Annotated in this window: 22 protein-coding genes; 8 read left to right on the top strand and 14 right to left on the bottom strand. The window is 64.8% G+C overall.

Features of this window, described 5'->3' with window-relative positions:
- Positions 1-59: 59 nt before the first annotated feature.
- The 3 genes from ACREP4_RS07105 to glyQ all read right to left on the bottom strand — a co-directional run bounded on the left by ACREP4_RS07105 (position 60) and on the right by glyQ (position 5,211).
- Positions 60-1,847 carry an autotransporter assembly complex protein TamA gene (locus ACREP4_RS07105; RefSeq protein WP_431595476.1) on the bottom strand — a complete coding sequence of 596 codons (1,788 nt, stop codon included), beginning with the start codon at positions 1,845-1,847 and terminating at the stop codon, positions 60-62.
- Positions 1,848-2,230: 383 nt separating this feature from the next.
- A complete protein-coding gene (glyS, locus tag ACREP4_RS07100; RefSeq protein ID WP_431595475.1) occupies positions 2,231-4,303 on the bottom strand; it encodes a glycine--tRNA ligase subunit beta in 2,073 nt (690 codons plus the stop codon).
- Positions 4,300-5,211 carry a glycine--tRNA ligase subunit alpha gene (gene glyQ / locus ACREP4_RS07095; protein ID WP_431595474.1) on the bottom strand — a complete coding sequence of 304 codons (912 nt, stop codon included), beginning with the start codon at positions 5,209-5,211 and terminating at the stop codon, positions 4,300-4,302. The genes glyS and glyQ overlap by 4 nt, the downstream gene beginning before the upstream one ends.
- A 185-nt stretch (positions 5,212-5,396) precedes the next feature.
- On the opposite strand from glyQ, the gene ACREP4_RS07090 reads away from it, so the two are divergent.
- The 4 genes from ACREP4_RS07090 (at position 5,397) to ACREP4_RS07075 (ending at position 9,427) form a co-directional block, all read left to right on the top strand.
- Positions 5,397-7,109: a GspE/PulE family protein gene (locus ACREP4_RS07090; RefSeq protein ID WP_431595752.1), complete on the top strand. Its 1,713-nt coding sequence runs from the start codon at positions 5,397-5,399 to the stop codon at positions 7,107-7,109.
- Entirely contained in the window at positions 7,106-7,834 is a 729-nt protein-coding gene (locus tag ACREP4_RS07085) for a glutamine amidotransferase (RefSeq protein ID WP_431595473.1), read from the top strand. The genes ACREP4_RS07090 and ACREP4_RS07085 overlap by 4 nt, the downstream gene beginning before the upstream one ends.
- A 5-nt stretch (positions 7,835-7,839) precedes the next feature.
- Positions 7,840-8,364, top strand: a complete 525-nt coding sequence (locus tag ACREP4_RS07080; protein ID WP_431595472.1) for a 2'-5' RNA ligase family protein — start codon at positions 7,840-7,842, stop codon at positions 8,362-8,364.
- 157 nt (positions 8,365-8,521) lie between these two features.
- Entirely contained in the window at positions 8,522-9,427 is a 906-nt protein-coding gene (locus ACREP4_RS07075) for a BPSS1780 family membrane protein (RefSeq protein ID WP_431595471.1), read from the top strand.
- A gap of 90 nt (positions 9,428-9,517) precedes the next feature.
- On the opposite strand, the gene ACREP4_RS07070 is transcribed toward ACREP4_RS07075, so the two are convergent.
- From ACREP4_RS07070 to ACREP4_RS07035, 8 genes are all read right to left on the bottom strand, one after another.
- A complete protein-coding gene (locus tag ACREP4_RS07070) occupies positions 9,518-10,510 on the bottom strand; it encodes a diguanylate cyclase domain-containing protein (protein WP_431595470.1) in 993 nt (330 codons plus the stop codon).
- Positions 10,507-11,088 (bottom strand): chemotaxis protein CheB, encoded by a 582-nt coding sequence (locus ACREP4_RS07065; RefSeq protein ID WP_431595469.1) that lies wholly within the window; start codon positions 11,086-11,088, stop codon positions 10,507-10,509. Before ACREP4_RS07065 ends, ACREP4_RS07070 begins: the two co-directional genes overlap by 4 nt.
- Positions 11,085-11,951: a CheR family methyltransferase gene (locus tag ACREP4_RS07060; protein ID WP_431595468.1), complete on the bottom strand. Its 867-nt coding sequence runs from the start codon at positions 11,949-11,951 to the stop codon at positions 11,085-11,087. Before ACREP4_RS07060 ends, ACREP4_RS07065 begins: the two co-directional genes overlap by 4 nt.
- The gene (locus ACREP4_RS07055; RefSeq protein WP_431595467.1) at positions 11,936-15,526 is read right to left on the bottom strand and encodes a response regulator; all 3,591 of its coding nucleotides are present in this window, start codon (positions 15,524-15,526) and stop codon (positions 11,936-11,938) included. The genes ACREP4_RS07060 and ACREP4_RS07055 overlap by 16 nt, the downstream gene beginning before the upstream one ends.
- 103 nt (positions 15,527-15,629) lie before the next feature.
- Positions 15,630-16,379, bottom strand: coding sequence for a twin-arginine translocase subunit TatC (gene tatC, locus ACREP4_RS07050; RefSeq protein WP_431595466.1), 750 nt, complete (start codon positions 16,377-16,379; stop codon positions 15,630-15,632).
- Positions 16,376-16,849, bottom strand: coding sequence for a Sec-independent protein translocase protein TatB (gene tatB, locus ACREP4_RS07045; RefSeq protein WP_431595465.1), 474 nt, complete (start codon positions 16,847-16,849; stop codon positions 16,376-16,378). The genes tatC and tatB overlap by 4 nt, the downstream gene beginning before the upstream one ends.
- 15 nt (positions 16,850-16,864) lie before the next feature.
- Positions 16,865-17,092, bottom strand: a complete 228-nt coding sequence (gene tatA / locus ACREP4_RS07040) for a Sec-independent protein translocase subunit TatA (protein ID WP_431595464.1) — start codon at positions 17,090-17,092, stop codon at positions 16,865-16,867.
- A 75-nt stretch (positions 17,093-17,167) separates the two neighbouring features.
- Complete coding sequence (locus ACREP4_RS07035) at positions 17,168-18,067, bottom strand: lipid-binding SYLF domain-containing protein (RefSeq protein ID WP_431595463.1); 900 nt, start codon at positions 18,065-18,067, stop codon at positions 17,168-17,170.
- Positions 18,068-18,404: 337 nt separating this feature from the next.
- On the opposite strand from ACREP4_RS07035, the gene hemH reads away from it, so the two are divergent.
- The 4 genes from hemH to ACREP4_RS07015 all read left to right on the top strand — a co-directional run bounded on the left by hemH (position 18,405) and on the right by ACREP4_RS07015 (position 23,013).
- A complete protein-coding gene (gene hemH / locus ACREP4_RS07030; protein WP_431595462.1) occupies positions 18,405-19,367 on the top strand; it encodes a ferrochelatase in 963 nt (320 codons plus the stop codon).
- On the top strand, positions 19,364-20,227 hold the full coding sequence (locus ACREP4_RS07025; RefSeq protein WP_431595461.1) for an alpha/beta fold hydrolase: 864 nt from the start codon (positions 19,364-19,366) through the stop codon (positions 20,225-20,227). The genes hemH and ACREP4_RS07025 overlap by 4 nt, the downstream gene beginning before the upstream one ends.
- A gap of 126 nt (positions 20,228-20,353) precedes the next feature.
- Positions 20,354-20,836: a hypothetical protein gene (locus tag ACREP4_RS07020; protein ID WP_431595460.1), complete on the top strand. Its 483-nt coding sequence runs from the start codon at positions 20,354-20,356 to the stop codon at positions 20,834-20,836.
- A gap of 14 nt (positions 20,837-20,850) precedes the next feature.
- The gene (locus tag ACREP4_RS07015; protein WP_431595459.1) at positions 20,851-23,013 is read left to right on the top strand and encodes a methyl-accepting chemotaxis protein; all 2,163 of its coding nucleotides are present in this window, start codon (positions 20,851-20,853) and stop codon (positions 23,011-23,013) included.
- Positions 23,014-23,153: 140 nt separating this feature from the next.
- On the opposite strand, the gene ACREP4_RS07010 is transcribed toward ACREP4_RS07015, so the two are convergent.
- The 3 genes from ACREP4_RS07010 to ttcA all read right to left on the bottom strand — a co-directional run bounded on the left by ACREP4_RS07010 (position 23,154) and on the right by ttcA (position 25,974).
- Positions 23,154-23,945, bottom strand: coding sequence for a M48 family metallopeptidase (locus ACREP4_RS07010; RefSeq protein ID WP_431595458.1), 792 nt, complete (start codon positions 23,943-23,945; stop codon positions 23,154-23,156).
- 52 nt (positions 23,946-23,997) lie between these two features.
- The gene (locus ACREP4_RS07005) at positions 23,998-24,906 is read right to left on the bottom strand and encodes a recombination-associated protein RdgC (protein WP_431595457.1); all 909 of its coding nucleotides are present in this window, start codon (positions 24,904-24,906) and stop codon (positions 23,998-24,000) included.
- Between the two features lie 123 nt (positions 24,907-25,029).
- Positions 25,030-25,974 carry a tRNA 2-thiocytidine(32) synthetase TtcA gene (gene ttcA, locus ACREP4_RS07000; protein WP_431595456.1) on the bottom strand — a complete coding sequence of 315 codons (945 nt, stop codon included), beginning with the start codon at positions 25,972-25,974 and terminating at the stop codon, positions 25,030-25,032.
- Positions 25,975-25,977: the final 3 nt, after the last annotated feature.

Below are 25,977 nucleotides of genomic sequence, written 5' to 3'. Positions count from 1 at the left end.
GCGCAGTTCGGCGATACGCGCTTCGCGCGCTTCCGGTGTCACGTCATCGGGGCGGCGGCTCACAGGTCAGCTCCGATGTTCAGGTACAGCTGGAAGGCCGAATCCGGGCTGTTCAAGCCGCGCGCGATATCAATGCGCACGGGGCCGACCGGGGATTTCCAGCGCACGCCGAAGCCCACGCCGGTGTGCAGATCAATGGTGTTGTCGAAGGCGCTACCGGTATCGATGAACACCGCCGCGCCCCACGGGCCACCGTTGAAGTAATGCTCGTACTCAGCCGAGCCCACCACCACGTTCTTGGCACCCAGCGCGTACTTGTCCGGGGCCGGCGTGCGCGGGCCTACTTCGCGATAGGCGTAGCCACGGATGGAGCGGTCACCGCCGGCGAAGTAACGCAGGCTGGGTGGCATCGACACCAGATCGCTGGTCCAGGTGCTGCCGGCCTGGCCGCGCAGGATCAGGCGGTCGGCATCGCCTACCGGGATGTACCAGCGCAGGGTCATGTCGGCCTGGACAAAACTGGTGTCCGAGCCGGCGCCCTCGATGCCGCCGCGCATGGTGACGTTGCCGCTGATGCCACGGCGCGGAAAACTCTCGTCGTCCACGTTCACGTAGTCGCCGGTCAACTGCGGGTAGACCAGCGTGGAGTACTGGTACAACCGCCGGTCGAAGGTATTGCCGGAGTTGTAGCCCCAGCGCTCGCGCAGGGCGTTCATCGAGACGATGGCGGTCCAATGCTCGTTGATCTCGCCGCTGCGGCTGGCGATGAGCTTCACGTTGCGCAGGTCGATGTAGTCGGTCTGCTCGTCATAGGCGCTGACCGCGTAGGTGTACCAGCCGTCCAGCCAACGGAAGCCCGGCACGCGGTAACTGGTGATCAGGCTCTTGCGCCGCTGCGCGTAATCCACTTGGGTATTGAGCTTGTGACCACGGCGGTTGACGTAACGCCGCTCCACGCCGCCGCGCACACCGGCGCCACTCTCGCTGCCGTAGCTGACACCGGCGGTGTAGATGGTGCGCTTGGCCTTGGTCAGCTTCACGTTCACCGGCACTTCGCCGTTTTCGTCGGCCTGCTCGGGGTGCGGCTGGATGTCGATGACGCTGAAGTAATCGAGCTTGGTCAGCGACTCGCGCAGGCGGTCGAGCTTGCCTTCGTGCCAATAACTGCCCTGCTCCCAGTACACCAGCGGGTCGAACAGGCCGGGACGGAAGTAATCCTCCTCGAAGCTGATCGGCCCCATGTTGTAACGGCGGCCGCTGTCCCAGCTGAGGAAGATGTCGGCCGCATTCTCGGCGCGGGTGACTTCCACCTTGCGCTGGGTGAAGTCGGCATCGAAGTAACCACGCTCGGCCAGACGCCGGGTGATGGTGACCTTGCTGGCCTCGTAACTGACCGAGTCGAACACCTCGCCCTGCTTGGGCGTGAACGCCTCCAGATCATCCTGCAGGTAGCGGTCGCGCGAGGCCGGGCCGGTGATGGTCACGTCCTCCTTGCGCACTTTGATCTGCGAGCCCTTGTCCACCTGGATCACCACCTGCAGGTGGTCGCCGTCGCGCGGCGCCTCCACGGTGATGGTCGGGTTGTAGTAACCAAACGGCTCCAGCGCCTGCCGCGTCTGCCGCTCGGCCTGCGACAGCAGATACTCCAGCCGCGACTCGCCCTGGACCTTGCCGATCACGTCATACAGCGACAGCGAGACCTCGATGTTCTCGAGGAGAGCGGCGTCATTGCCCTTGTCCAGCCCCTTGATATCCACTTTCTGGACAGTGCCACGGGCATGGGCGAGGGGCGCTGCCAGAAACAACATGGCAATCAGAAGGGACAGGGTGATTCGGGATGGCTGCATGCCGAGCAGGATACCGGGCTCTACATGTCCAGCAAAATCACAATGTTGTAACGCAGCAACGGTTATTGGGACAAAATTTCCGCGTCTTGTGGCACGCATGGCGCAAGCGGCCAGGCCCACCTAACGACGTGCAGCAACCACCCGCGCAGGAGTGGTCTTGGCCGCGAAGCTCACAATACTCGCGCACAGGCGTGCACTCTGCCGCGCGGACCTTGTCCGAGGCGGATACGGCGCGCCCTTCGGATTCGGTGGCGTCGCGGCCAAGGCCACTCCTACATGTCGTTGTCTGGCGGCAATGCGCAGCCTGCGTTTTCTTCCAGAACATGCAAAAACGAAGGCCCGCTTGCGCGGGCCTTCGTTGCAACCACGTCCGCAGTGCGCAATCAGCTGGACAGATGCTCGATGGCGGCGACGCTGCCCAGGCGGTCGCCGAGGGTGCGCAGCAGCGCCAGACGGTTGCCGCGCAGTGCCGGGTCTTCGGCATTGACCATGACGTTGTCGAAGAACGCGTCCACCTGCGGGCGCAGGCGGGCCAGGCGGCCGAGCACGGCCACATAGTCCTTCTGCGCCAGCGCGGTGCCGGTGTCGTCGATGGCGGCGGTCACCGCTTCGGCCAGTTCGCTTTCGGCCGGCTCGCGCAGCAGCGATGCATCGATGCTGCCCGGGATTTCGCCTTCGGCCTTGCGCAGGATGTTGCGGATGCGCTTGTTGGCTGCCGCCAGTGCTTCGGCTTCCGGCAGTTGCGCGAAGGTGCCGATGGCGTCGATGCGACGGTCGAAGTCATACAGCGACGCCGGCTTGAGTTCGGCCACGGCATTGAAGTGCGTGGCCGGCACGCCCTTGTCGGCGTAGTAGCCCTTCAGGCGGTCGATGATGAAGTCGTAGAGTTCGCCGACATCGGCCTGGACAGTGCGCTCAGCCAGGCTCGCGTTCGCCGCAGTGAGCAGCGCGCGCAGATCCAGATCAAAGCCCGACTCGATGATCGTCCGCGCCAAACCCAACGCATTACGACGCAGCGCAAACGGATCCTTGTTGCCGGTCGGCTTCAACCCAGCCGCAAAACCGCCGGCCAGCGTGTCCAGACGCTCGGCAATCGCGAGCACCTTGCCCAGCGGCGACAGCGCGATGTCATCGCCGCCGAAGCGCGGCTGATACGCCTCGTCGATCGCCAAGGCCACGGCCGGCGACTCGCCGCCGACCAATGCGTAATGACGACCGGCGATGCCCTGCAGTTCCGGGAACTCGTTGACCATGCGCGACTGCAGGTCGTTCTTGGCCAGTTCGGCGGCACGCTTGGCCTGCACCGGGTCGGCGCCCACCTGCGTGGCGATGACCTGCGCCAGCGCCGACACGCGCTGCACCTTGTCAGCCACGCTGCCGAGCTTGGCTTGATAAGTGACGGTCTTCAGACCCTCGCCCATCGACACCAGGCCCTGCTTCAGATCTTCGTCAAAGAAGAACTTGGCATCGGAGAAACGCGGGCGGATGACGCGCTCGTAGCCCTTGGCGACTTCGGCCACATCCTTGGATTCGATGTTGGCGATGCCGATGAACTTCTCGGTCAGCTTGCCGCTGTCGTCCAGCACCGGGAAGAACTTCTGGTTGATCTCCATCGTCTCGATCAACGCTTCCTGCGGCACGGCCAGGAACTCGCGCTCGAAGCTGCACAACACCGCCGCCGGCCATTCGACCAGGTTGACCACCTGCTCCAGGTTGTCGTCGGTGATGCGCGCCACGCCGCCGGCCTGCGTTGCCGCCGCGTTGACCTCGGCGACGATGCGCTCGCGGCGCGCGTCGGCATCGACCAGCACATTGGCGGCCTGCAGCGATTCGATGTAATCACCCGGGTTGCTCAGCCACACCTGCTTGTCAGCCATGAAACGGTGGCCGCGACTCATGCGGTCGGACTTCAGGCCCAGCAGCTCGGCATCCACCACGTCATTGCCGTGCAGCAGCACCAACCAGTGCACCGGGCGGGCGAAGGCGTATTCGTGGCTGCCCCAGCGCATCGGCTTGGGGATCGGCATCGCGGCGATGGCCTCGCGCACGATCTCCGGCAGCAGCACAGCGGTCTGCGCGCCCGGGGTCGTCGAACGCAGCACAAAGCGCTCGCCCTTGGCGTCGGTGGTGCGCTCCAGCGCGGTCCAGTCGATGCCGGCCTTGGCGGCGAAACCCTGCAGCGCCTTGGTCGGCTCACCGTTGGCATCCAGCGCGATATTCAAATACGGGCCAAACACTTCCGAATGCTGTTCGGGCTGTTCGGTTTCCACGCCCGGCAGCAACACTGCCAGGCGGCGCGGCGTGGACAGCGGCTTTGCGCCATCGCGATCAAAGGCGATGCCACGCTTGGCCAGCCCGTCGATCACGCCATCAAAAAATGCCTGCGCCAGACCTGGCAGCGCCTTGACCGGCAGCTCTTCCACGCCCAGCTCGATCAGCAGCGGTTGCATGCTCATGCCTGCACCTCCTTGGCGGCCACGGCTTCAAGACGCTTGCCCTCGTACAACTTGGCAACCGCTTGGGCCAGCGCGCGCACGCGCAGGATGTAACGCTGGCGCTCGGTCACCGAGATGGCGCGGCGCGCGTCGAGCAGGTTGAACGAATGCGATGCCTTGCACACTTGCTCGTAGGCCGGCAGCGGCAGGCCGACTTCAATCAGCTTCTGCGCTTCTTTCTCGCAGGCGTCGAAGCGATGGAACATTTCTTCCACGTCGGCGTACTCGAAGTTGTAGGTGCTCTGCTCGATTTCGTTCTGCAGATAAACGTCGCCGTAAGTGACCGGCGTGCCGTCCGGGCCGTAGGTCCAGATCAGGTCGTAGACGTTGTCGCAGTTCTGCAGGTACATGCAGAGCCGCTCCAGGCCGTAGGTGATCTCGCCCAGCACCGGCTTGCACTCCAGGCCGCCGGCCTGCTGGAAGTAGGTGAACTGGGTGACTTCCATGCCGTTGAGCCAGATTTCCCAACCCAGGCCCCAGGCGCCGAGCGTCGGCGATTCCCAGTTGTCTTCGACAAAGCGCAGGTCGTGCACCAGCGGGTCGATGCCCAGCGCCTTGAGCGAATCCAGGTAGAGCTGCTGGATGTTGTCCGGGCTCGGCTTCATCGCCACCTGGTACTGGTAGTAGCGCTGCAGGCGGTTGGGGTTTTCGCCGTAGCGGCCATCGGTGGGACGGCGCGACGGCTGCACGTAGGCGGCATTCCAGCTTTCCGGCCCGATCGAGCGCAGGAAGGTGGCCGGATGGAAGGTGCCGGCGCCCACTTCCAGGTCCAGCGGCTGGATCAACACGCAACCCTGCTTTGCCCAGTATTCGTTGAGGGTCTGGATCAGGCCCTGGAAGGTAATCGGAACGTTGGGGGTCGCGGACATGCTGCCTGAGCCGTGCGTAAGGGGTGCGCTAGTATAGCGACCGACCGCGCGGCGGCCGTGCGAGCAAGGAGTTTGGGGTGGAACAGCAGGCCGCGCATAGCGCGCAGATACCGCCTATTCCGGTGAACATCGCCCCGGGAAGGCTGCAGTTCTCCAACGTCGCCTCGGCCCTGCTGGGCGATGGCATGGTGGCCGCGCACGACCAGGAGCGCATTCGTTTCTCGGCCCAGGGCGCGCGCAACGCCAGCGAAGTGCATCCGCTGGTGCTGTTGGCCAACCTGAAGCTGGCCGCCGCACCGCCGGCCTCCGGTGACCTGGCATTGGAGCGGCTCACCGAATGGCTGGCGGCACGCACCCACACCCCGCACCTGCGCATTGACCCTACCCGCGTCGATGTGGCCGCCGCCACTGCCGTGGTCTCCCACGCTTACGCACGCCGCCACCGCATCCTGCCGCTGGCGGTGGACAGCGAGCGCGTGCTGGTGGCCACCAGCGAGCCGATGGCGCGCGACTGGATGCCCGACCTGCAGCACCTGACCCGGCGCCGGATCGACCTCGTGCTGGTCAATCCGCTGGACCTGCACCGCTATTCGATGGAGTTCTTCGGCGTCACCCGCTCGGTGCGCGGCGCCCGTGGCGACGCCCGCGACGGCGGCAACAGCAGCGGCCTGCCCAGCTTCGAGCAGTTGGTGGAACTGGGCAGCTCGGGCGACGTCAACGCTGACGATCACCACGTCGTCAGCATCGTCGATTGGCTGCTGCAATACGCCTACGAACAACGCGCCAGCGACATCCATCTGGAGCCGCGCCGCGACATGGGCCGGGTGCGCTTCCGCATCGACGGCGTGCTGCACAAGGTGTTCGAGCTGCCGCCGTCGGTGATGACCGCCGTGATCAGCCGCGTCAAAGTGCTGGGCCGCATGGACCTGGCCGAGCGCCGACGCCCGCAGGATGGCCGCATCAAGACCCGCTCGCCGGGTGGCCGCGAAGTGGAAATGCGCCTGTCCACCATGCCCACCGCGTTCGGCGAAAAGTGCGTGATGCGCATCTTCGACCCGGATTCGGCGTTCAAGAGCATCGAGCAGCTGGGTTTCAGCCCGGAAGAGGCCGCCGGCTGGAACGAGTTGGTCGCCCGCCCGCACGGCATCGTGCTGGTCACCGGCCCCACCGGCTCGGGCAAGACCACCACGCTGTATTCCACGCTCAAGCGCCTGGCCACGCCGGACGTGAACGTGTGCACGGTGGAAGACCCGATCGAAATGATCGCGCCGGAATTCAACCAGATGCAGGTGCAGACCAACATCGACCTGGATTTCGCCAGCGGCGTGCGCACCCTGCTGCGGCAGGACCCGGACATCATCATGATCGGCGAAATCCGCGACCTGGAAACCGCGCAGATGGCGGTACAGGCCTCGCTGACCGGCCACCTGGTGCTGTCCACGCTGCACACCAACGACGCGCCCTCGGCCATCACCCGCCTGCTCGACCTGGGCGTGCCGCATTACCTGATCGCTTCCACCGTCAACGGCGTGCTGGCGCAGCGCCTGGTGCGCACGCTGTGCCCGCACTGCAAGGCGCCGGATACGCTCAGCGACGCCGATTGGGCACCGCTGCGTGATGCCCATGACGCATTACCTGATGCCGTCACCGCATATGCACCGGTCGGTTGCCTGGAGTGCCGGCGTACCGGTTACATGGGCCGCATCGGCCTGTATGAGTTGCTGCCATTGGGTTCGCGGCTGCGCGCGTTGATCACCCGCGACATGGATCTGGCCGGATTCAGCCGCGCCGCACGCGGTGAAGGGCTGCGTACCCTGCGCCGCACCGGGCTTGAAAAGGTGGCCGCAGGGCTGACTACAATCGAGGAAGTCCTGTCTGTCCTGCCGCCCTCGGAATGAAGTCCCCGCCGTTCTTGATCGTTGAAACCGGGCAACCGTTCCCGACCCTGCGCCGTTATGGGCGTTTCCCGCACTGGATCCGCGTCGCCGCCGGGCTGGAACAGGCCGAGACGGTGGTGGTCAACGTCGAGCATGGCGAAGCCCTGCCGGACCGCGCGGAGTTTGCCGCGACCATCGTCACCGGCTCGGCCGCTTTCGTCACCGACCGCGCCGACTGGAGCGAACGCAGCGCGCACTGGCTGCGCGACGCCGCCCACGACGGCATGCCGCTGCTGGGCATCTGCTACGGCCACCAGCTGCTGGCCCACGCGCTGGGCGGGCAGGTCGATTACAACCCGGCCGGTCGCGAGTCCGGCACCATCGTGCTGGAGCTGGAAGCACCGGCCGCCGCCGACCCCTTGTTTGCCGGCTTGCCGGCCAGTTTCCCGGCCCACGCCACCCACCTGCAGACGGTACTGCGCGCGCCCGACGGCGCCACCGTGCTGGCCCGCTCGGTGCAGGACAACTGCCATGCGTTCCGCTGGGGCGAACATGCCTGGGGCCTGCAGTTCCACCCCGAGTTCGCCACCCACCACATGCGTGGCTACGTCCGCGCCCGCGCCGACTGCATCGCCCGCCACGGCGGCTGCGCCCGCAGCGTCGCCCGCGAGGTCAGCGCCGCGCCCTTGGCCCGGCAGTTGCTGCGCCGGTTTGTGCGGCATGTGCGTCGGGGTAATAGTCACTGAGGCCCATGTTCAAACATCCCTGTTATGTGGTGCTTGAAATCCCCGATCCCGTTGCGGCGCAGGTCTTGGCCCTGCGGCGTCACTACGACGCTCGGCTGGCGGATTTTCCGGCCGAGATCACCATCGCCGGATCTTCCGGACTGGGTCCACTGGTTGCCGGGCAATCCGAAACGCGCGTGTTCGAGCAACTGCAAACGCTTGCCGAAACCCATCTGCCGTTGGCCTCTCGTTTCATCGGAATCCGCCGCTTTGCCAGCGGCCCGGTGACCTGGCTGCAGCCTGCCGATCCCGCTCCGTTTCTGGCACTTCATCAGGCCCTGGTGGACAGCAACCTTGCATTTCATCCACACCGCTTCGCCTATACCCCGCATTGCAGCCTATGCACCACTGAGCTCCCATCGGTCCAACAAGAGCAGCTGTTGGCCGAGGCCATCCCAAGCGATGCCTTCACACTCGGACAGCTGGCGCTCTATCAAGTCGCGGAGGGGCGTCCCGAATTGCTGCTCCGCTTCGGCCAGAGGCTTCCGTAGGCAGCGAACGTCTGGTGAGGCTTTCGTAGCCCACCTCAAAAGCTACCCCTCCTCAACCCTCCCGTTACTTGCGACTCATAACCCCAGCTTGGGTTTCGGGCGATAATCGGCCAGCGTCTGCAACGTTGCCGGCGATCCCCCCTGTTTCGGAACTGCAATGAGCGAGATTCACAAGGTGCCGGCGTCCGCCGGTGCGGATTGGTTGCTGACCGGCTTTGGCCTGCTCAAGCGCGCGCCGCTGGCGCTGGGTTCGCTGGGCGTGTTGTGGGGCGTGGGCACCTCGCTGGTGCTGTCGTTGGCCATGCTGGCGCCGGCGTCGCTGGGCCTGGTGCTGCAATTCCTGCTGATCCTGGCCGGCCCGTTGTTCATGGGCGGCATGCTGTGGGCGATCCGCGAGGTCGACCAAGGCCGTCATGCACGTCCGGTGCATCTGCTGCAGGGCGTGCAGGAAGGCCGTGCGCCGCACCTGCTGGTGGCGCTGATGCCGCAGCTGATCGCCGCGCTGGTGCTGGGTGCGCTGCTGTTCGTGCTGGTCGGTGGCCCCGCCGGCTTCCAGCAGCTGTCGGACGTGATGCTCAAGATCAACGAGATCAGCCAGTCCGGCGTGCAACCGGATCCAGCACAGATCGAAACACTGGTGGCGACCTTGCCGGCCGGCCGCATCCTGCTGTGGATGGTGCTGATGCTGGTTACCTTCGCCGCATTGACGCTGGCGCTGTTCGTGATGCCACCGCAGGTGATGTTCGAGAACCGCACCGGTGTGCAGGCGCTGCGTCAGAGCCTGCGCGCCAGCATCCACAACCTGCCGGCCATGCTGGTGTTCTTCGTGCTGGCCTTCATTGCGATCTTCGCGATCTATTTCGCGGTGATGATCGTGGCGCTGATCATCGGCATGATCGCCGGCCAGGCGGCCGCGCTGGCCGTTGCCCAGCTGCTGCTGATGGCGGTGCTGATGCCGGTCTTTGCCGGCGCGGTGTACGCGGCATGGAAGCAGATGCTGGCGCCGACCACGGCCGATACACCGTCGGCACCGACGTCGTCGGGCCACGTGTTCGAGGCCTGAGCCTCCGGTTTTGTCAGGCCGCAGGCTGGAATGAATTCCAGCCGTTTCTCCGGTCTTCCCAGGCGCTGGGATTTCATCCCAGCCCAGGATTCACGCCGCGTCGCGACTGCGCTTGATCAGGTACATCGCCTGGTCGGCTGCATGCAGCAGCGCATCCACCTCGGCGCCATCGGCGGGATACGCGGCCAAGCCGATGCTGGCGCTGATCGGCAAGCGGACTTCTTCACCGTCACGCAGGTACCGCATCGGCGCTGACAGCGTGGCACGCACGCGTTCCAGCAGCCGCTCCGCGTCCTGCACGTCCTCCAGCTCTTCCAGCACCAAGGCGAACTCATCGCCGCCCAGTCGCGCGACGGTGTCGTTCTCGCGCAGGGTGCTGCGCAGCCGCGCGGCCAGTTCGACCAGCATTGCGTCACCGGCGGCGTGACCCCAGGTGTCGTTGACGTCCTTGAAGCGGTCTACGTCCACATAGACCAGCGCGAACAGACCGCCGTGTCGCACCGCGCGATGGTGTGCGCTTTCCAGGCGGTCCATGAACAACGCACGGTTGGGCAGACCGGTGAGCATGTCGTGCATGGCCAGGTGGCGCATTTCCTGTTCCATCTGCTTGCGCTGCTCGACTTCGATCTCCAGCTGGCGGTTGCGCTCGGACAATTCACCCAGCGCCGCGCGCAACGCAACGCGATGCCGGTACAGCTCCAGAAACACCTGCACCTTGGACAACAAAATGGTCGCTTCCAACGGCTTGGCCATGTAATCGACCGCGCCGAATCCGTAGCCCTTGAGCCGGTGCACATCGTCGGCATAGGTGGCGGTGACGAAGATGATCGGCGTCTGCCGCGTACCTTCTTCCTGCGACAGGATTTCAGCCACTTCAAAGCCGTTGATGTCCGGCATGTAGACGTCCAGCAGCACCAGCGCGAACTCATCGTCCAGCGTCGCCTTGAGCGCGTCGTTGCCCGACGAGGCTTCGACCACTTCGACATCGAGCTTGGCCAGCACCCGGCGGATCACCAGCAGGTTGGCCGGGTTGTCGTCCACCGCCAGAATTTTGGGGCGCTGCGTGGCAGGCGATTTGGTCACGAACATAACGATTCCAACAAAAGAGAAATTTCAGGCAACGGCAGGCAATGGTCGGCGCCAGCGAGTTCAAGCGCGGCGGCCGGCATCATCGGCACCTGTGCGGTGTCCGGGTCCTGCACCACCACCGTGCCACCGGCGCGGCGCACCTTCGCGCAGCCTTCTGCACCGTCGGCATTGGCACCGGTCAGCAGCACTGCGAGCACGCCTTGGCGCCACACTTCGGCAGCCGATTCAAACAACACATCAATCGATGGCCGCGAAAACGCCACGCGCGGATCAACGCTCAACGCGAAACGATGGTCGCGCTCCAGCAGCAGGTGATAACCCGATGGTGCGACATAGATGCGGCCGGGCTCCGGCAGCAACCGTTCCTCGGCTTCCTGCACCGGCAGGCCGCTGCGGCTTTTCAGCAATTCGCAGAACACCCGCATGTCTTCCGAACCGCTGTGGCAGACCACCACCATCGGCACCGCCAACGGCTTGGACAACCCACCCAGCAGCACATGCAGCGCCGACAATCCGCCGGCAGAGCAGCCCACCACCACGATCTCCGGCGACGGCGCCTGCAGCGCACTCACAGCGTGCCCCCCGCATTGCGGTACAGCCGCAACTCGGCATCCAACGGCACGAAATCACGCGCGCTCGGCGCGAAGCGGATCGACTCGCGATTGCCCAAACACAAAATGCCACCACGGCTGAGGCTGTTGCGGAACAATCCCAGCACGCGGTCCTGCAACGCATCGGAAAAATAGATCAGCACGTTGCGGCACAGGATCAGCTGCGCTTCGCAGAACACGCCATCGCAGACCAGGTTGTGATTGGCGAAGGTCACCCGCTCCTTCAAGCGCTCGTCCAGCTTCATGAAGTCGTAGCGTGCGTGGTAGTAGTCCGACAACGTGTGGCGGCCACCCGCCGCCAGATAATTCTCCGAATACAACCGCGCATCGCGGATCGGGAAGATGCCTTCCTGCGCGCGCGCCAAGGCCTCGTCGCTGAAGTCGGTGGCGTAGATCTGGCAGCGGTCGTACAGGCCGGCTTCCTTGAGCAGGATGGCCAGCGAATACACTTCCTGGCCATGCGCGCAGCCGGCCTGCCAGATGTTGATCTGCGGGTAGGACGCCAGCACCGGAAACACGTCGTCGCGCAGCTTGCGGAACACTGCCGGGTTGCGGAACATCTCCGACACCGGCACCGACAACTTGGCGATGACCTGCGGCACCATTTCATCGTCACGCAGCACGCGTGCGGTCAGCTCGCCGACATGGGCGATTTCCAGCGACTGCACCAAGGCCTGCACCCGCCGCTTGAGCGAGGCCGGCGCGTAGCCGCTGAAGTCGTAACCATGCCGGCGCGTCATCGCCTGGATGAAGCCATCCACTTCGATGTCGTCAATTTCATCGCGGTGCGCAGCGGACGCGACCGGGCCTACTTTTGCAGCCATACGCGCATCATCGACAGCAACTTGTCCAGGTCCACCGGCTTGGTCAGGTAATCATTGGCACCGGCATCCAGACACTTGTCGCGATCACCGTGCATGGCCTTGGCGGTCACCGCGATGATCGGCAGGTTGCTCCATTCCGCACGTTTGCGGATCTCGCGGGTGGTTTCGTAACCGTCCATGCCCGGCATCATGATGTCCATCAGGATCAACTCGATGCCGGGATTTTCTTCCAGCTGCTGCAGCGCCTTGTAGCCGTCCTGCGCCATGCTCACGGTGACGCCGCGCGCGCGCAGTGACTTGGACAACGCAAACAGATTGCGCATGTCGTCATCGACCAGCAGCACCTGACGGCCTGCCAGGTGTTGGTCGTCCGATGGCGTGGCGTTGCCGCCGCGCGAGCCGATGCTGTGCAGGAACAGGCTCACTTCATCGAGCAGACGCTCTGGCGAACGCTGGCCCTTGATGACGATGCTGTCGGTGTACTGACGCAGCTTGAGGCTGTCCTCACGGCTCAATTCCTGACCGGAATAGATCACCACCGGCGGCACCGCCACCAGCGTGGCCGCGCGTTCGAGGAATTCCACGCCAGAAATCCCACCGAGATTCAGATCCAGCACGATGCAGTCATAGCTGTGCGTGGCGATGCGCTCCAAGGCCTCTTCGCCCGAGGCGACCTGATCGATCTCAACATTGTCTGCCTGCAGCAAACGCGTCAGTGCCAAACGCGAATCATCATCGTCGTCGACCAGCAGCAGCTTGCGTACGATCTTGCCGGCGACATCGAGCAGATGATCGAACGCAGCGATCAACGCCTTGCGATCCACCGGCTTGGTCAAGTAACCCACCGCACCCAATGCAACGCCCTTGGCGGCTTCGTCCACGGCGGAAATGAAGTGCACTGGAATCGCGGCGGTGACCGGATCGTGCTTGAGGTGCTGCAGCACCGACCAGCCGTCCATGCCCGGCAACATCACGTCCAACAGGATGCCGGTGGGACGATAACGCCGCGCCAGTTCCAGGCCGCTCTCGCCGTCGGCAGCGGCCAGCGCGCGGTGGCCCTTGCGGCGGATCAGGTCGACCAGAATGCGCGCGAACGCCGGGTCGTCCTCGATGGTGAGGATCACCGATTCGCCGGCCGCGATGGCATGGCGGTCATCGGGAATCCAGTCGATCAACGGCGCGGTCGCGGTGCGCTTGGGCGTCGGCACGAGCCGCTGCTCCACGCTTGTCGCCGCCGGCACCGTGCTGACCACGGCCGACCACAACGGCAACACCAGCGCGAAACAACTGCCCTTGTCCGGCGCGCTGTCCACCACCAACTGGCCGCCCAGCAACTGCGCCAAACGACGCGCGATCGCCAGGCCCAGACCGCTGCCGCCGTAATGGCGACTGGTGCTGGAATCCACCTGCTCGAACGCCTCGAAGATCGACTCCAGACGTTCTTCCGGAATACCGATGCCGGTGTCGCGCACCGACAACGCCAGATGCGCTTCATCAGCCGCCGCGCCCACACGCGTAAGCAGCGCAGCGTCGGCCATCGCCAGGCGCAACGTCACCTTGCCTTCGCGGGTGAACTTGAACGCGTTGCCCAGCAGATTGTTGAGCACCTGCTGCAGCTTGGAGCGGTCGGTGATCAGCGACTCCGGCACCGCCGGGTCCACCTCGATGGTGAACTCCAGCCGGCTTTCCATCGCCATGTGGCGGAAGTGGCGGGTGACCTCGCGGGTGAGCGCTTCCACCCGCACTTCTTCGCGATACACATCCATCTTGCCGGCTTCGATCTTGGACAGATCGAGGATGTCGTTGATCAGACGCAGCAGGTTGGAACCGGAATCATGGATGACCGCCGCGGCCTCCACTTCTTCGGCATCCAGATGGCCACTTTCATTCTCGGCCAGTTCCTTGGACAGAATCAGCAGGCTGTTGAGCGGCGTGCGCAGCTCGTGCGACATGTTGGCCAGGAAGTCGGTCTTGTACTGGCTGGCACGCGCCAGTTCCTGCGCCTTGAATTCGGTTTCGCGCTGCAGCACCTGCAGCACTTCCTTCTGCTCGTTGAGCACTTCGGTCTTCTGCCGCAGCTCTTCGTTGGAGGCCTGCAGTTCCTCGGCCTGCACACGCAGTTCCTCTTCCGACGCGGACAGCCGCTGCGCGTGCTCTTCCAGCTCCACAGTCTTGCCCTGCAACTCTTCGTTGGCGGCGCGCAGCTCTTCTTCCTGCGCCTGCAAGGCCACCTGCGAGCACTGCAGTTCTTCGGCCTGGGCACGGGTGTGATCGAGCAGCAATTGCGTTTCATCGGCGCGACGGATGTTGTCCAGGCCCAAGGCGGCGGGCGCCAGAACGCTGTCGATAAACGCCTCCTGGCTGGCACTGAAGTGGCCAAAACTGCCGAATTCCAGCACGCCCAACAGTCGGTCCTTCAACAACAACGGCACCGCCACCAACGTGTTGGGCTGCGCTTCGCCGAGCGCCGAATGCACGCCAAAAAATTCGTCCGGCACCTGCTGCACGCTGATGCGTTTGCGCTCCAACGCCGCCTGGCCGATCAAGCCATCGCCCAAGCCGTAGCGCAGGCCCAGATGCTTGCGCCGCTGGAAGCCGTAACTGCCCTGCAGCCGCAGTTCCTTTTCCTGCTCGTCAAAGACAAAGAACACACCGATGGGCGCACCGATGCGCGGCGCAATCTGCGATATCAGCGCCTGCGCGTAGTCGTCAGGCGTCTGCATTGCCTGCAGTTCGGCACTGACCTCACCGACACTGAGCTTGACCCAGTTGGCGTCACGCGAGGCCAACGAATTACGGCGGAACACATCCAGCGCGCGGGCGATGGCGCCAATTTCATCACCGCGTTCCAGCCCGCCGATTTCCACGTCCAGGTCATCGTTGGACAGGCGCGTCATCTTCTCGGTGAGGCGGTTGATCGGCCGTACCACCAGCCGCGAGATCATCCACAGCGTGCCAAGGATGATCAGGAAACCTGCCACCAGCAGCACCAACGAAATGACGTGCGCGCGGCCGATCCACTCACTCATGCGGCTGCGTTCTTCCAGCAGCATCGCCAGTTCCGAGTCGTAGATGCCATCCAGCGCGTCGGCCAGCGCATTGCCGTGGCCGGCATTGCTCACCAACTCCAGGCGCTGCGCAGGCGTCTGCGCATCGGCCTCGGTGCTCACGCTGCGCAGTACGTCCATCACTTCGGCATCCCAGGCGTTGGCCTGCACCTGCGTGCGCTGCAGACGTTCCACCTGGGTCTTGTCACCAACCGCAATGGCCGCCTGCAAGGCCTCGTCACGGCGCTCGCGCTGCCTGTTCAGCGCTGCCAGTTCCTGCGGGCCACCATCAAGCAGGTGGTTGCGGATGGCGATCTGCTGCAGGCGCACGGCCTGGATCGCAGACTCCACCTGGCGGATCACCTCGATCTTCTGGCCTTCGTGGCGGCGCGCCGCATCGTCCTGTCCGGAAGTGCGGTAACTGACCACGCTGGTGGCCAGGAAACACAGAAACACCAGGCCAAATGCGGCCAGCATCTTGCTCAGCAATGAAACGTTGTTGATCCAGCTGCCTTTGTGTTGCGTCATGCGGGAGTCCCCTGGCTGTCCCCAAGCCTGCCCGATGAAATGCGCGCAGCCTTACTGGCAGAAAGGTAGCGCAGAACGTGTGCAGGCGCCGTGCCCCCCGTGTTCAGGGGGCGGCAGTCTTGTCCTGATCGCGCGGCAGCAACCAGCGCGAGGCATGGATGCCCAGCTCGTAAAGCACGCACATCGGGATGGCCAGCATCAGCTGCGACACCACATCCGGCGGGGTCAACACCGCCGCCAACACAAAGATGCCGACCACCGCATAGCCACGGCCTTCGCGCAGTTGTTGCGGCGTTACCCAACCCAGCAACACCAGGATCACCATCGCCACCGGCAATTCAAAACTGAAGCCGAAGGCAAAGAAGATGGCCAGCACGAAATCCAGATAGGCGTTGGCATCCGGGGTGATCGCAATCACTTCCGGGCGGAAGGTGGTGAGGAAGTGAAACACCGCCGGCAGCACCAGGAAGAAGGCAAACGCGCAGCCGATGTAGAACAAGGCCATGGCCGAGCCCAGCAGGGGTACAGCCAAACGACGTTCGCGCGCATACAAGCCCGGCGCGACAAAGGCCCACGCCTGATACAGCAGCCACGGCACCGCCACGAACACGGCGGTAAAGAAGGTCAGCTTCAACGGCGCGAAGAAGGCACCGGCCGGATTGGTGGCGATCATCGACTGCCCGGCCGGCAGCTGCGAAATCAGCGGCGTGGCCAGGTGGGTGTAAAGCGTGCGCGAGAACGGCAGCAACGCCAGCAACACCACGCCCAAACCCATCAGCGCGCGCACCAGGCGCGCACGCAGTTCGATCAGATGTTCGATCAGCGGGCTTTCGTTGGATTCATTGGCACTCATTGCGGGCGCTCCTGCGACACGGGCGCGGTTTCCGCAGCGGGCGGCGGGGCGGGCGTATCCAGCGGAATGGCGCGGTTGACCATTTCCGACTCCAGCGCGGCGGCGGGAACAATCGGGCGCGGCTCGATCACGCGCTCGCCTTCAACCGGCGCCGGCACTTCATGCAACGGAAGCGCTTGCTGCTGCACATCCTGCTGGAACGCATCGGCGCCGTCGCGAACCTGTTGGGCTTGGTCGCGCAGTTCGGTTTCCGCTTGGCGCATCGACTGGCGGACATCCTGCAGGTTGCGTTTGATTTCCTCGGCGTGCAGTTCGCGTTCCAACTCCTGCTTCACCGAATCCCATTGGCTGCGGGCACGCCGCACCCACAGCCCGGCAAACCGCGCCGCCTTGGGCAGGCGCTCCGGACCCAGTACCACCAACGCAACCACCGCAATCAACAGCAGTTCGCTAAAGCCGATATCAAACACGCCCGGAACTCCGGATCAACGCGCTTGGTTGTCGTGCTCAGCCTGCTTGTCGCGGCTCTTTTCGGCGTCACGCGACTCATCGCCCAGCTGTGCAGCCGGCTTGTCCTCGTCGCGCATGCCCTTTTTGAATTCCTTGACCGCACTGCCAAGATCTTTGGCGCCGCTGGTCAACTTCTTGGTGCCAAACACCAGCAGAACGATGACCAACACGACCAACCAGTGCCAGATGCTGAAACTGCCCATGATCTGCCCGCGTAATTAGTGTGGAAGGTGGACGAGCATAGCGCACACAGCCTGAGCCAATCGCTATGCCAAAGGTCAGTTGTCGCCGTCCAGCGACTCGGTGCGGATTTCGCCCTCGGTCACCGGCTGGAAGCCCGCGTGCGGCTCGGCCTGGGCCGGGTTGTTCTGCAGCGGCGCGGTGGTTGCGGTATCGGCGCCGGTTGCGACGGGAGCCTGAACGCTCACCGGCGCCGCACGCGTTGCCGAGGCTTCCACCGGCGCGGCGGTGCCCTGCGTTCCGCGCTTCAGGCGGGCGGCGTAGGTGGATTCTTCCAGACGATCCCGGAAGGCCACCACGTCACTGGACGGTGCTGCCGACAGCCGGCCTTCGATGATCATGCGCGGCGTGGTGCCCTGGCCGTAGGCATCGAGATTGGCGGCGTCGTCGATCTGCAGTGCCGCACCATCCAACGCCACACCGGCAAACAGACCGCGTGCACGCGACCACGACCAGATTTCGGCCTTGAGCTGGCCGTCGGTGGCGGCGGCGGCATTGCGGCCCACCGGACCAGCGGCCACGCCGGCATCGGCGCCGAGGGTGAACTTGCCGTTGACGATGTTGTCCAGGCTGCGGTCGTTGCGGAACACCAGGATCACGTCGGAGGACTGCACGCCGGCCTGGAAGCCGATGCTGGCGCCGGTGAGCTTGATGAACACCGGGCTGGACCAGCTGCCGTCGGGCGTTTTGACCGACATCAAGCCATGCCCACGACGCCCGCCCAGCACCAGACCAGCCTTGATCGTGTCGGGGATGACGACGATCGCGCGGCCTTCGTCGAGCAATTTGTCCGGAATGGCCTGCTCGGGAATCTCCTGGATTTCACTGAGCACACGCACCGCATTGCGGGCGCGCTGGTCTTCCTTGGGGCCGGCAAAGGCAGTAGCAGACAGCAGGCTCGCGGACAGCAGCAGAACGAGGCACGGCAGGCGGCGCATGGTGAACTCCATAGGTCGATGCACAAGAAGATATAGCAAGTGCCTGAAATTAGGGGCGCAGCGATGAATCAGTGGTGAGTGGCCGGGACTACGGGAACGAAAGCGGGGCGACGGCCGACGTTGAAGCAAAAGCCCCCTCCCCAGCCCCTTCGCTACGCGAAAGGGAGTGAGTGGTTTCGCTTGCCGAAGAGAACGCTCGCTGTTTGTTTGGCCGAAGCCGATTCCAGCCGCCTCCCTTGCGCAACGCGCAGGGGAGGATCGAGGAGGGGTGCCCTCGCGATTGCGGTTCTCCTCCCGCGCCTCGCCCTACCCCGGCCAGACCTGCGAAAATGCGCGCATGTCCGACGCCCCCACTACCGCGTTGCTCGCGGTCAATCTAGGCACGCCAGAGACAGCCACCGCCCCGGCGGTGCGTCGCTACCTCGCTGAGTTCCTCAGCGACCGGCGCGTGGTCTCCCTTCCCCCGCTGCTGTGGAAGCCCTTGCTGCACGGCGTGATCCTGCCGTTGCGCAGCGGCCGCTCCGCACATAAATACGCGCAGGTGTGGTTGCCGGAAGGCTCGCCGCTGGCCGTGTATACCCGCCGCCTGGCCGAAGCGATGCAGCGTGAATTGCCGCAATGGCGGGTGCGCGATGCGATGCGTTACGGCACGCCGGCATTGCAGCCGGCGCTGGATGCGCTGGTGGCGGAAGGCGTGCAGCGCATCGTCGTGCTGCCGCTGTATCCGCAGTACTCCACCACCACCACCGCTTCAGTCGAAGACCGCGTGCAGCACTGGCAGGCGCGCAATCCGCATATCGAGGTGCAGTTGATCCGCGATTACGCCGACGACCCGCAGTGGGCCGCCGCCGTGGCCGCTTCCATCACCGCGCATTGGCAGCAACACGGTCGTGGCGACAAGTTGGTGTTCTCGTTCCACGGCATTCCACAGCGGCTGGCCGATGCGGGTGATCCCTATCCACAGCGCTGCCAGGCCAGTGCCGAGGCGATCACCGCCGCACTTGGGCTGTCGGCCGATGAGTGGGAGCTCACTTATCAATCGCGCTTTGGCCGTGAACGCTGGCTTGAACCCTATGCCGAGCCGCGGCTGTGGGCGCTGGCACAAAGCGGCATGAAGACGCTGGACGTGGTCTGCCCCGGCTTTGCCACCGACTGTCTGGAAACCCTGGAAGAAGTGGAACTGGGCTTCACTGCGACCGTTGCCGAGCGTGGTGCGCGCATGCGTTACATCCCCTGTTTGAACGACGCTCCTTCGCATGCGCGCGCTCTGGCGACGCTGGCGTTGGCACAACCGGCATGACCGTAACCGCGTTCGAACTTGAGCTGGACGGGCAGCGCGTTGCCGGCCTGCGCAGCGGCAAACCCGGCGGGCTGAAAGTGCTGGCCCTGCACGGCTGGCTGGACAACGCGGCCAGTTTTCTGCCGCTGGCCGCGCAGTTGCCGACGCTCGATATCGCAATGGTTGACCTGCCCGGCCACGGCTTCAGCGATCACCTGCAACTGACCACGCCGTACACCACGCCACTGGCCATCGTGCAGACGCTGGCCATTGCCGATGCATTGGGTTGGGAGCGGTTCGTGCTGCTCGGCCATTCCATGGGCGCCGCCATTGCCAGCCTGGTGGCGGCCGTGGCCGGTGAACGCGTGCAGGCGCTGGTGTCGATTGAAGCGCTGGGCGGCCTGGCGGCACCGGCCAACGAAACCGTGCAGCGGCTGCGTACCCACGTAGACGCGGCGATGAAGCTGGAAGCCAAGCAGCTGCGTGTGTTCCCGGATCTGTCCGCGCCGGTGCGCGCACGCATGATGGTCAACCAGCTCAGCGAGGCATCCGCACGCTTGCTGGTTGAACGCGGCGTCAAGCAAGTTGACGGCGGCTGGACCTGGCGCAGCGATCCACGGCTGATGTTGCCCACCGCGGTGCGCATGACCGAAGACCAGGTCTGCGATGTGGTCAGCGCCATCCAGTGCCCGGTGCAGGTGATCTATGCCACGCCGGCGCAGGTGTATTTCCCCGAGCCGGAACGCAGCCAGCGCGCCGCGCTGCTGCCCGACGGCCGCCTGCACACCTTGGCCGGCCATCACCACGTCCACATGGACGACCCCGAAGCGGTGGCTGAGATCGTCCGCGACTTCATCGCTGGCTTGCCGGACGCCAGCTGAACACGGGGCCGCCGAAGCGCCCCGCACGGTTCAGTACCGTGCCGCTTGGCCGATAGGTCGGTGACCACCGTCACATCGAGAACGTCGTGACGCGGGCCTGCAACGGGCCTGCGATGCCCGCACTGTATGGCTTTTCCGTCCCCCCTCCGGCCCGGTGTCATCACCGGCCTGCTCCTGCTCGCCTGTTGGTTGGGCTGGGTCACCACCAGCCTTGCCGCCCTGGGCCAACGCCCGGCCGGTGATGCGGCGACAGTGACGGCGATGCTGGAAGAACTGCGCGTGCGCGGGCAGCTTCCCGCCACCGGAAAGCCCGCTGCGATCCGCCTGAATGCCCTGGACTGCAACTGCGAAACACCCGCCCAGGCATGGGCGGACATTGCCGATGCGATGCGCGATGCCGACGGGCAGGTGCTCGACACAACCCTCACCAACACCGCAGGTCACGAGCTGCTGGTGCTGGCCGCCGATGGCAGCGCCCGTTATGCCGGGCCGATGTCGCCCACCGCGCTGTCCTGCGGGCGCAGCGACAACCTGCTCGTCAACGGGCTACCGGAATTGCTGGCCGTGCACAGCCCGCCCTTGTTTCTTCCTCCCCGCTGTTCCTGTTGAACCGGAGTCCCCCAATGTCCCCCCGCCCCCTGTCCGCCACGCCCCCACCCGACGCCTATTACACGCAGCTGGCGCGCGGGGCCGACCGTGTGTTTCTGCTGTTCGGCCTGTTGCTGACCATCGCCTCGCTGGGCATCGCACTGTGGAATGGCCAATGGCTGCCGTTCCTGGCGGTGAGCCTGCCTTCGTTGGCCGTGATGGCACTGCAGGTGCGACTTGCACCGGGCACGTTGCTCAGCCGTATCACCGTGGCGCTGGTACTGATGGCGTTGGTGGCCGCCACCATCCAACAGGCGCATGGCTTGGTCGAAATGCATTTCGGCGTCTTCGTGGTGCTGGCGCTGCTGCTGTATTACCGCGACTGGATTCCGGTGGCGGTGGCCGCAGCCGCCATTTCGGTGCACCACCTTGCGTTCTATTGGCTGCAGACACGCGGCCTGCCGATTCGCGCATTCGCCCCCGGCAGCGGCCTGAGCATCGTGCTGCTGCACGCGCTGTATGTGGTGGTGGAAGCCGGCTTCATCGGTGTGATGGCGGTGCAACTGCGTCGTCAGGTGCGCACGCTCGGCGCTGCGCCGGCCAAACTGCGTGCGGTGGTGGATGCAATCGCCGCCGGTGATGACGTGCACGCGCTGGCCGATGTGTCGTGCTTTGCGCCCGGCACCTTGGCCGATGGTGTGATGCGCATGCAGGCGCAACTGCAGGAACGGCAACAGCACGAACACGCGCTGCATAGCGAAAACGTACGCATCCGCGCATCGCTTGATGCCTCACGCACCGGCATGATGATTGCCGATGACCAGCACATCATCCGTTACGTGAACCACTCGGTCGTGGCGCTGCTGCGCAATCAGCAGGACACGCTGCGCAAGGCCTTCCCCGACTTCGATGTGGACACGCTGGTCGGCACCAGCATCCACCGCTTCCATGCCAATCCGGGCCGCATCCGCACGATGCTCGACCAACTGAAGCAGCCGCATCACGGCCGCATCCAGATTGGTCAGGTGCATTTCAGCCAGCTGGTCACGCCGGTCTTCAATCCCGACAACAGCCGCAGCGGCTTTGTCGTGGAGTGGCACGACCGCACCCAGGAGCTGCAGCTGGAAAACAACGTGGCCAGCATCGTTGCCGCAGCTACTGCCGGTGACCTCAGCCAGCGCCTGCAGCCGGTAAGCAGTGCCGGCTTCATCCAGACCCTGACCGTGGGCGTCAACCAGTTGCTGGATACCGTGGCCGGCGCCACCGGTGAAATCCGCGCGATGCTCGCCGCGTTGGCGCAAGGCAATCTGGACCACCGCATCACCGGCGAGCATGCCGGTGATTTCGAGGCAATGAAACGCGACGCCAACCTCACCGCCGAACGCCTGGCCGACATCATTGGCCAGATCAAACAGTGCTCGCAGTCGATCACCACCGCCGCACGCGAAATCGCCAGCGGCAACGATGATCTCTCACGCCGCACCGAGCAGCAGGCCGCCAGTCTCGAAGAGACCGCCGCGTCGATGGAAGAACTGACCGCCACCGTGCGCCAGAACGCCGAGTCCGCGCGTCACGCCAACACGCTGGCCATCGGCACCGCCGGTGTGGCGGCGCGCGGCGGCGACGTGGTCGGCCAGGTAGTGAGCACCATGCGCGCCATTGAGCATTCGTCACACCGCATCGCCGAGATCATTTCGGTGATCGACGGCATCGCCTTCCAGACCAATATCCTGGCGTTGAACGCGGCGGTGGAAGCGGCACGCGCGGGCGATCAGGGACGCGGCTTTGCGGTGGTGGCCTCGGAAGTGCGCACGCTGGCGCAGCGTTCGGCCACGGCCGCGCGCGAGATCAAATCCTTGATCGACGACTCGGTCAGCAAGGTCGGCGACGGCACCGCCTTGGTGGCGCGCGCCGGCAGCACCATGGACGAGATTGTCACCTCGGTGCAGGAAGTAACCACGCTGATGACGCGCATTGCAGCGGCGTCGCAGGAGCAGTCGTCCGGCATCGAGCAGGTCAACCACACCGTCGTGCAGATGGATGAAACCACGCAGCAGAACGCGGCGTTGGTGGAAGAAGCCAGCGCGGCGGCGCGTTCGATGGAACAGCAGGCGGAGGCGCTGGCGGGTGCGGTGTCGGTGTTTCAGTACTCGGAACAAGGCAACGCCAACCTGCATCCAGCACGTCATGGCGCCTGAAAGAAGCAAAGCCCCTCTCCTGCGGGAGAAGGGTTGGGGTGAGGGTAGGCACAGCGCACTACTGTGTTCTCAAGTGCGCTGCCGTACCCCCTCATCCGCGCTTCGAGCACCTTCTCCCGGGGGGGAGAAGGAAAGCGACGCTAGCCGCGCACCTGCAACAACTGGTGCAGCGTGCTCTTGAGCTTGCGTCCTTCCACGCGCAGGTAATCGCGCTCCTGCTCCCACTGCGGGAAGCGTGCTTCCACTTCGGCCCAGAAGGCCGGCGAGTGATTGGCCTGCAACAAGTGGCACAGCTCGTGGACCAGCACGTACTCGAACGCCGATGACCTTCCCAGCACCAGGGCCAGGTCCAACGCCATCGATCCATCCGGCGCCAGTGATCCCCATTGCGAAGACATCACTTTGACCCGCAGTCGTGCCGGTGCACGCGACAAGCTGGGCAGATATTTCGGCAACCATTGGCCGACATCGGCGCGCGTCTGCGCTTCATAGAACTCACGCAGCGCGCGACGCAATGCCTGCTCGCCGGCACGCGCTGGTAGCTGGATGCACACACCTTCGGCGTCGATTTCGATGCGGGTGAAACGGCCTTCCTGCCAGCGCACCGGCAGCAGCTGCCCACGCAGCGGCAACAGGCCGGGTTCGCGCAGCATCAGCGGCGGCGTCATCAAGCCATCGCCGCCCAGTCGCGCCAACTGCTGCTGCAACCAGTGCCGGTTGGCCTGCAGAAAACGCTCGCCCGCGACCAGGCTGGCGCGCAGCGGCATCGTCAGCCGCGCGCCGCGCTCATCGACACTGAGCTTGAGCCGGCGCGCACGCGGGTCGCGTACACGCAGCACCTCGATCTCGTCATCGTCCAGGCGCAACCGCACCGTGTCGCGCTGGATCACCGGCGCGGCGGGTGCGATCAGTTTGCGGAACAGGTCGGTCATGCGCACAGCATAGTCCCGGCGCCGTTACGGAACCGGGTAGATGCCAACCGGTTCAGCTGTCGGCCTTGCTCAGCTTGAACGCCTGCTCCAGCAGCAGGAACAAACGGCGGATTTCACCGCTCTGCAGCGCGAAGCGCGCGTCCAGTTCGGCGCGACGGCCGTCTTCGTCGATGTGCTCCAGCTGGTCCAGCGCACCGTCCAGGAACTTGAGCTTGCGCACGATCAGGTCTTCACCGAGCACGAAGGACAGGTTGTCCTCGAAAATCAGCGCCAGCTTGGTGACCTGCTTGCCGGCGTCCAGGTGCTTGTCGATTTCGTCGCAACGCAGTTCCTGGTGCTGGCACTTGACCACCGCACCGCCCTCGGCCGGATCCTTCATCTCGCACTCTTCGCCCAGCATCAGGCCTTCCGGCAACGGCTCACCGGCAATCCACGAGGTGAGGATCGAACGCGGCGCCACTTCCGCATTCAGCGGCATCGCCGGGAAGCTGCCGAGCATGCCGCGGATGTCGCTCATGACGTTCTCGCCGGTCTTGCGGCTGGAACTGTCCACGGCCACATAACCGTGCTGCAGATCGAGGAAGGCATCGGTGCGCGAGCTCTTGACGAAGGCGCGCGGCAGCAGTTCGTGCAGCAGGTCGTCCTTCAAACGCTTGCGCTCACGCCCGCCGGGCTTGCGGCCTTCCTTCTCTTCGATTTCTTCGAGCTTGCGCGCCAGCAGATCGTTGACGACCACGCTGGGCAGGATCTTGTCTTCGCCGCCGACGGTCAGCCACAGCGCGTCGCCAAGGCGGTGCGAGAACTGCGTTTTTTCTTCGCGGCCAAACGGCGAGATGAAACCGCGCGAAGTCATTTCCAGCGCGCCAACCGGCTTGAGCACCACCTGCGGCAGCAGCGTATCGACCTCGGAAAAATCAATGGACGTCGGGAAGCGGAACAGCGTGAGATTTTTGAAGAACATGAATTAAGGGCCGGGAATTGGGAACAGGGAAAGGGGAATCAAATGTGAGGCGTGCGTCCTTCTCCGCTTGGGAGAAGGTGCCCAGCGGGCGGATGAGGGTCGGGCAGCTGAGCGAGCCTGCAACTAATGCGGTACGCCAACTCCAGCCACCGGGACAGAAGCAGGTTGGTCGACCGGCAGGTCAGCTTCAACCCACGCCGACGGCGCATCAGGCCGCGATGCATCGTCACCGCGGCCCAGCGCCATGAAATCGAACAACGCGGCATCGGCCATCTGCGACGGCTGGATGTTGCCCAGCGCGCGTGAAATCTGCTCGATGCGGCCGGGGTGTTGCGCCTCCCACTGCTGCATCATCACGCCCACCTGCCTGCGCTGCAGGTTTTCCTGGCTGCCGCACAGGTTGCAGGGAATGATGGGAAAGTTGCGCGCGGCGGCGTACTCGATGATGTCACTCTCGCTCACATACGCCAGCGGGCGGATCACCACATGCTTGCCGTCATCGCTGAGCAGCTTGGGCGGCATGCTGGAAATCTTGGCGTGGTGGAACAGGTTCATGAAGAACGTCGCCACCCGGTCATCGCGATGATGGCCCAGCGCGATCTTGGTAAACCCGTGGCGCGCGGCGTGGTTGTACAACGCGCCGCGACGCATGCGCGAACACAACGAGCACAGGGTTTTGCCTTCCGGAATCAAGCGGCTGACCACGGAATACGTGTCCTGCTCGATGATCTGGAACGGCACGCCCAGCGCAGTCAGGTAGTCCGGCAGCACCTGTTCCGGGAAGCCCGGCTGTTTCTGGTCCAGATTCACCGCCACCAGCTCGAACGGCACCGGTGCCTTTTTCTGCAGCTGCAGCAGCACATCCAGCAAGGTGTAGCTGTCCTTGCCGCCGGACAGGCAGACCATCACCTTGTCGCCGGCCTCGATCATGCCGAAGTCGGCAATGGCCTGGCCCACCTGACGACGCAGACGCTTGCCCAGCTTGTGCTGCCCACGCTCGGCCACGCGCGGATCACGGGTGCGCGGCGCAGGTGCAGACAGGGGAAGGACCGAACTCATCGTTGGCATTCT

This window comes from Stenotrophomonas sp., from assembly GCF_050737575.1.
Classification (GTDB): Bacteria; Pseudomonadota; Gammaproteobacteria; order Xanthomonadales; family Xanthomonadaceae; genus Stenotrophomonas.
This window is presented reverse-complemented; position numbering and strand designations above follow the sequence as displayed.

Bases quoted from the DNA above. Each gene is read 5' to 3' on its own strand.
- ACREP4_RS07105 (WP_431595476.1), bottom strand. From the start codon at position 1,847: ATGCAGCCATCCCGAATCACCCTGTCCCTTCTGATTGCCATGTTGTTT.
- glyS (WP_431595475.1), bottom strand. From the start codon at position 4,303: ATGAGCATGCAACCGCTGCTGATCGAGCTGGGCGTGGAAGAGCTGCCG.
- glyQ (WP_431595474.1), bottom strand. From the start codon at position 5,211: ATGTCCGCGACCCCCAACGTTCCGATTACCTTCCAGGGCCTGATCCAG.
- ACREP4_RS07090 (WP_431595752.1), top strand. From the start codon at position 5,397: ATGGTGGCCGCGCACGACCAGGAGCGCATTCGTTTCTCGGCCCAGGGC.
- ACREP4_RS07085 (WP_431595473.1), top strand. From the start codon at position 7,106: ATGAAGTCCCCGCCGTTCTTGATCGTTGAAACCGGGCAACCGTTCCCG.
- ACREP4_RS07080 (WP_431595472.1), top strand. From the start codon at position 7,840: ATGTTCAAACATCCCTGTTATGTGGTGCTTGAAATCCCCGATCCCGTT.
- ACREP4_RS07075 (WP_431595471.1), top strand. From the start codon at position 8,522: ATGAGCGAGATTCACAAGGTGCCGGCGTCCGCCGGTGCGGATTGGTTG.
- ACREP4_RS07060 (WP_431595468.1), bottom strand. From the start codon at position 11,951: ATGGCTGCAAAAGTAGGCCCGGTCGCGTCCGCTGCGCACCGCGATGAA.
- ACREP4_RS07055 (WP_431595467.1), bottom strand. From the start codon at position 15,526: ATGACGCAACACAAAGGCAGCTGGATCAACAACGTTTCATTGCTGAGC.
- tatC (WP_431595466.1), bottom strand. From the start codon at position 16,379: ATGAGTGCCAATGAATCCAACGAAAGCCCGCTGATCGAACATCTGATC.
- tatA (WP_431595464.1), bottom strand. From the start codon at position 17,092: ATGGGCAGTTTCAGCATCTGGCACTGGTTGGTCGTGTTGGTCATCGTT.
- ACREP4_RS07035 (WP_431595463.1), bottom strand. From the start codon at position 18,067: ATGCGCCGCCTGCCGTGCCTCGTTCTGCTGCTGTCCGCGAGCCTGCTG.
- hemH (WP_431595462.1), top strand. From the start codon at position 18,405: ATGTCCGACGCCCCCACTACCGCGTTGCTCGCGGTCAATCTAGGCACG.
- ACREP4_RS07025 (WP_431595461.1), top strand. From the start codon at position 19,364: ATGACCGTAACCGCGTTCGAACTTGAGCTGGACGGGCAGCGCGTTGCC.
- ACREP4_RS07020 (WP_431595460.1), top strand. From the start codon at position 20,354: ATGGCTTTTCCGTCCCCCCTCCGGCCCGGTGTCATCACCGGCCTGCTC.
- ACREP4_RS07015 (WP_431595459.1), top strand. From the start codon at position 20,851: ATGTCCCCCCGCCCCCTGTCCGCCACGCCCCCACCCGACGCCTATTAC.
- ACREP4_RS07010 (WP_431595458.1), bottom strand. From the start codon at position 23,945: ATGACCGACCTGTTCCGCAAACTGATCGCACCCGCCGCGCCGGTGATC.
- ACREP4_RS07005 (WP_431595457.1), bottom strand. From the start codon at position 24,906: ATGTTCTTCAAAAATCTCACGCTGTTCCGCTTCCCGACGTCCATTGAT.
- ttcA (WP_431595456.1), bottom strand. From the start codon at position 25,974: ATGCCAACGATGAGTTCGGTCCTTCCCCTGTCTGCACCTGCGCCGCGC.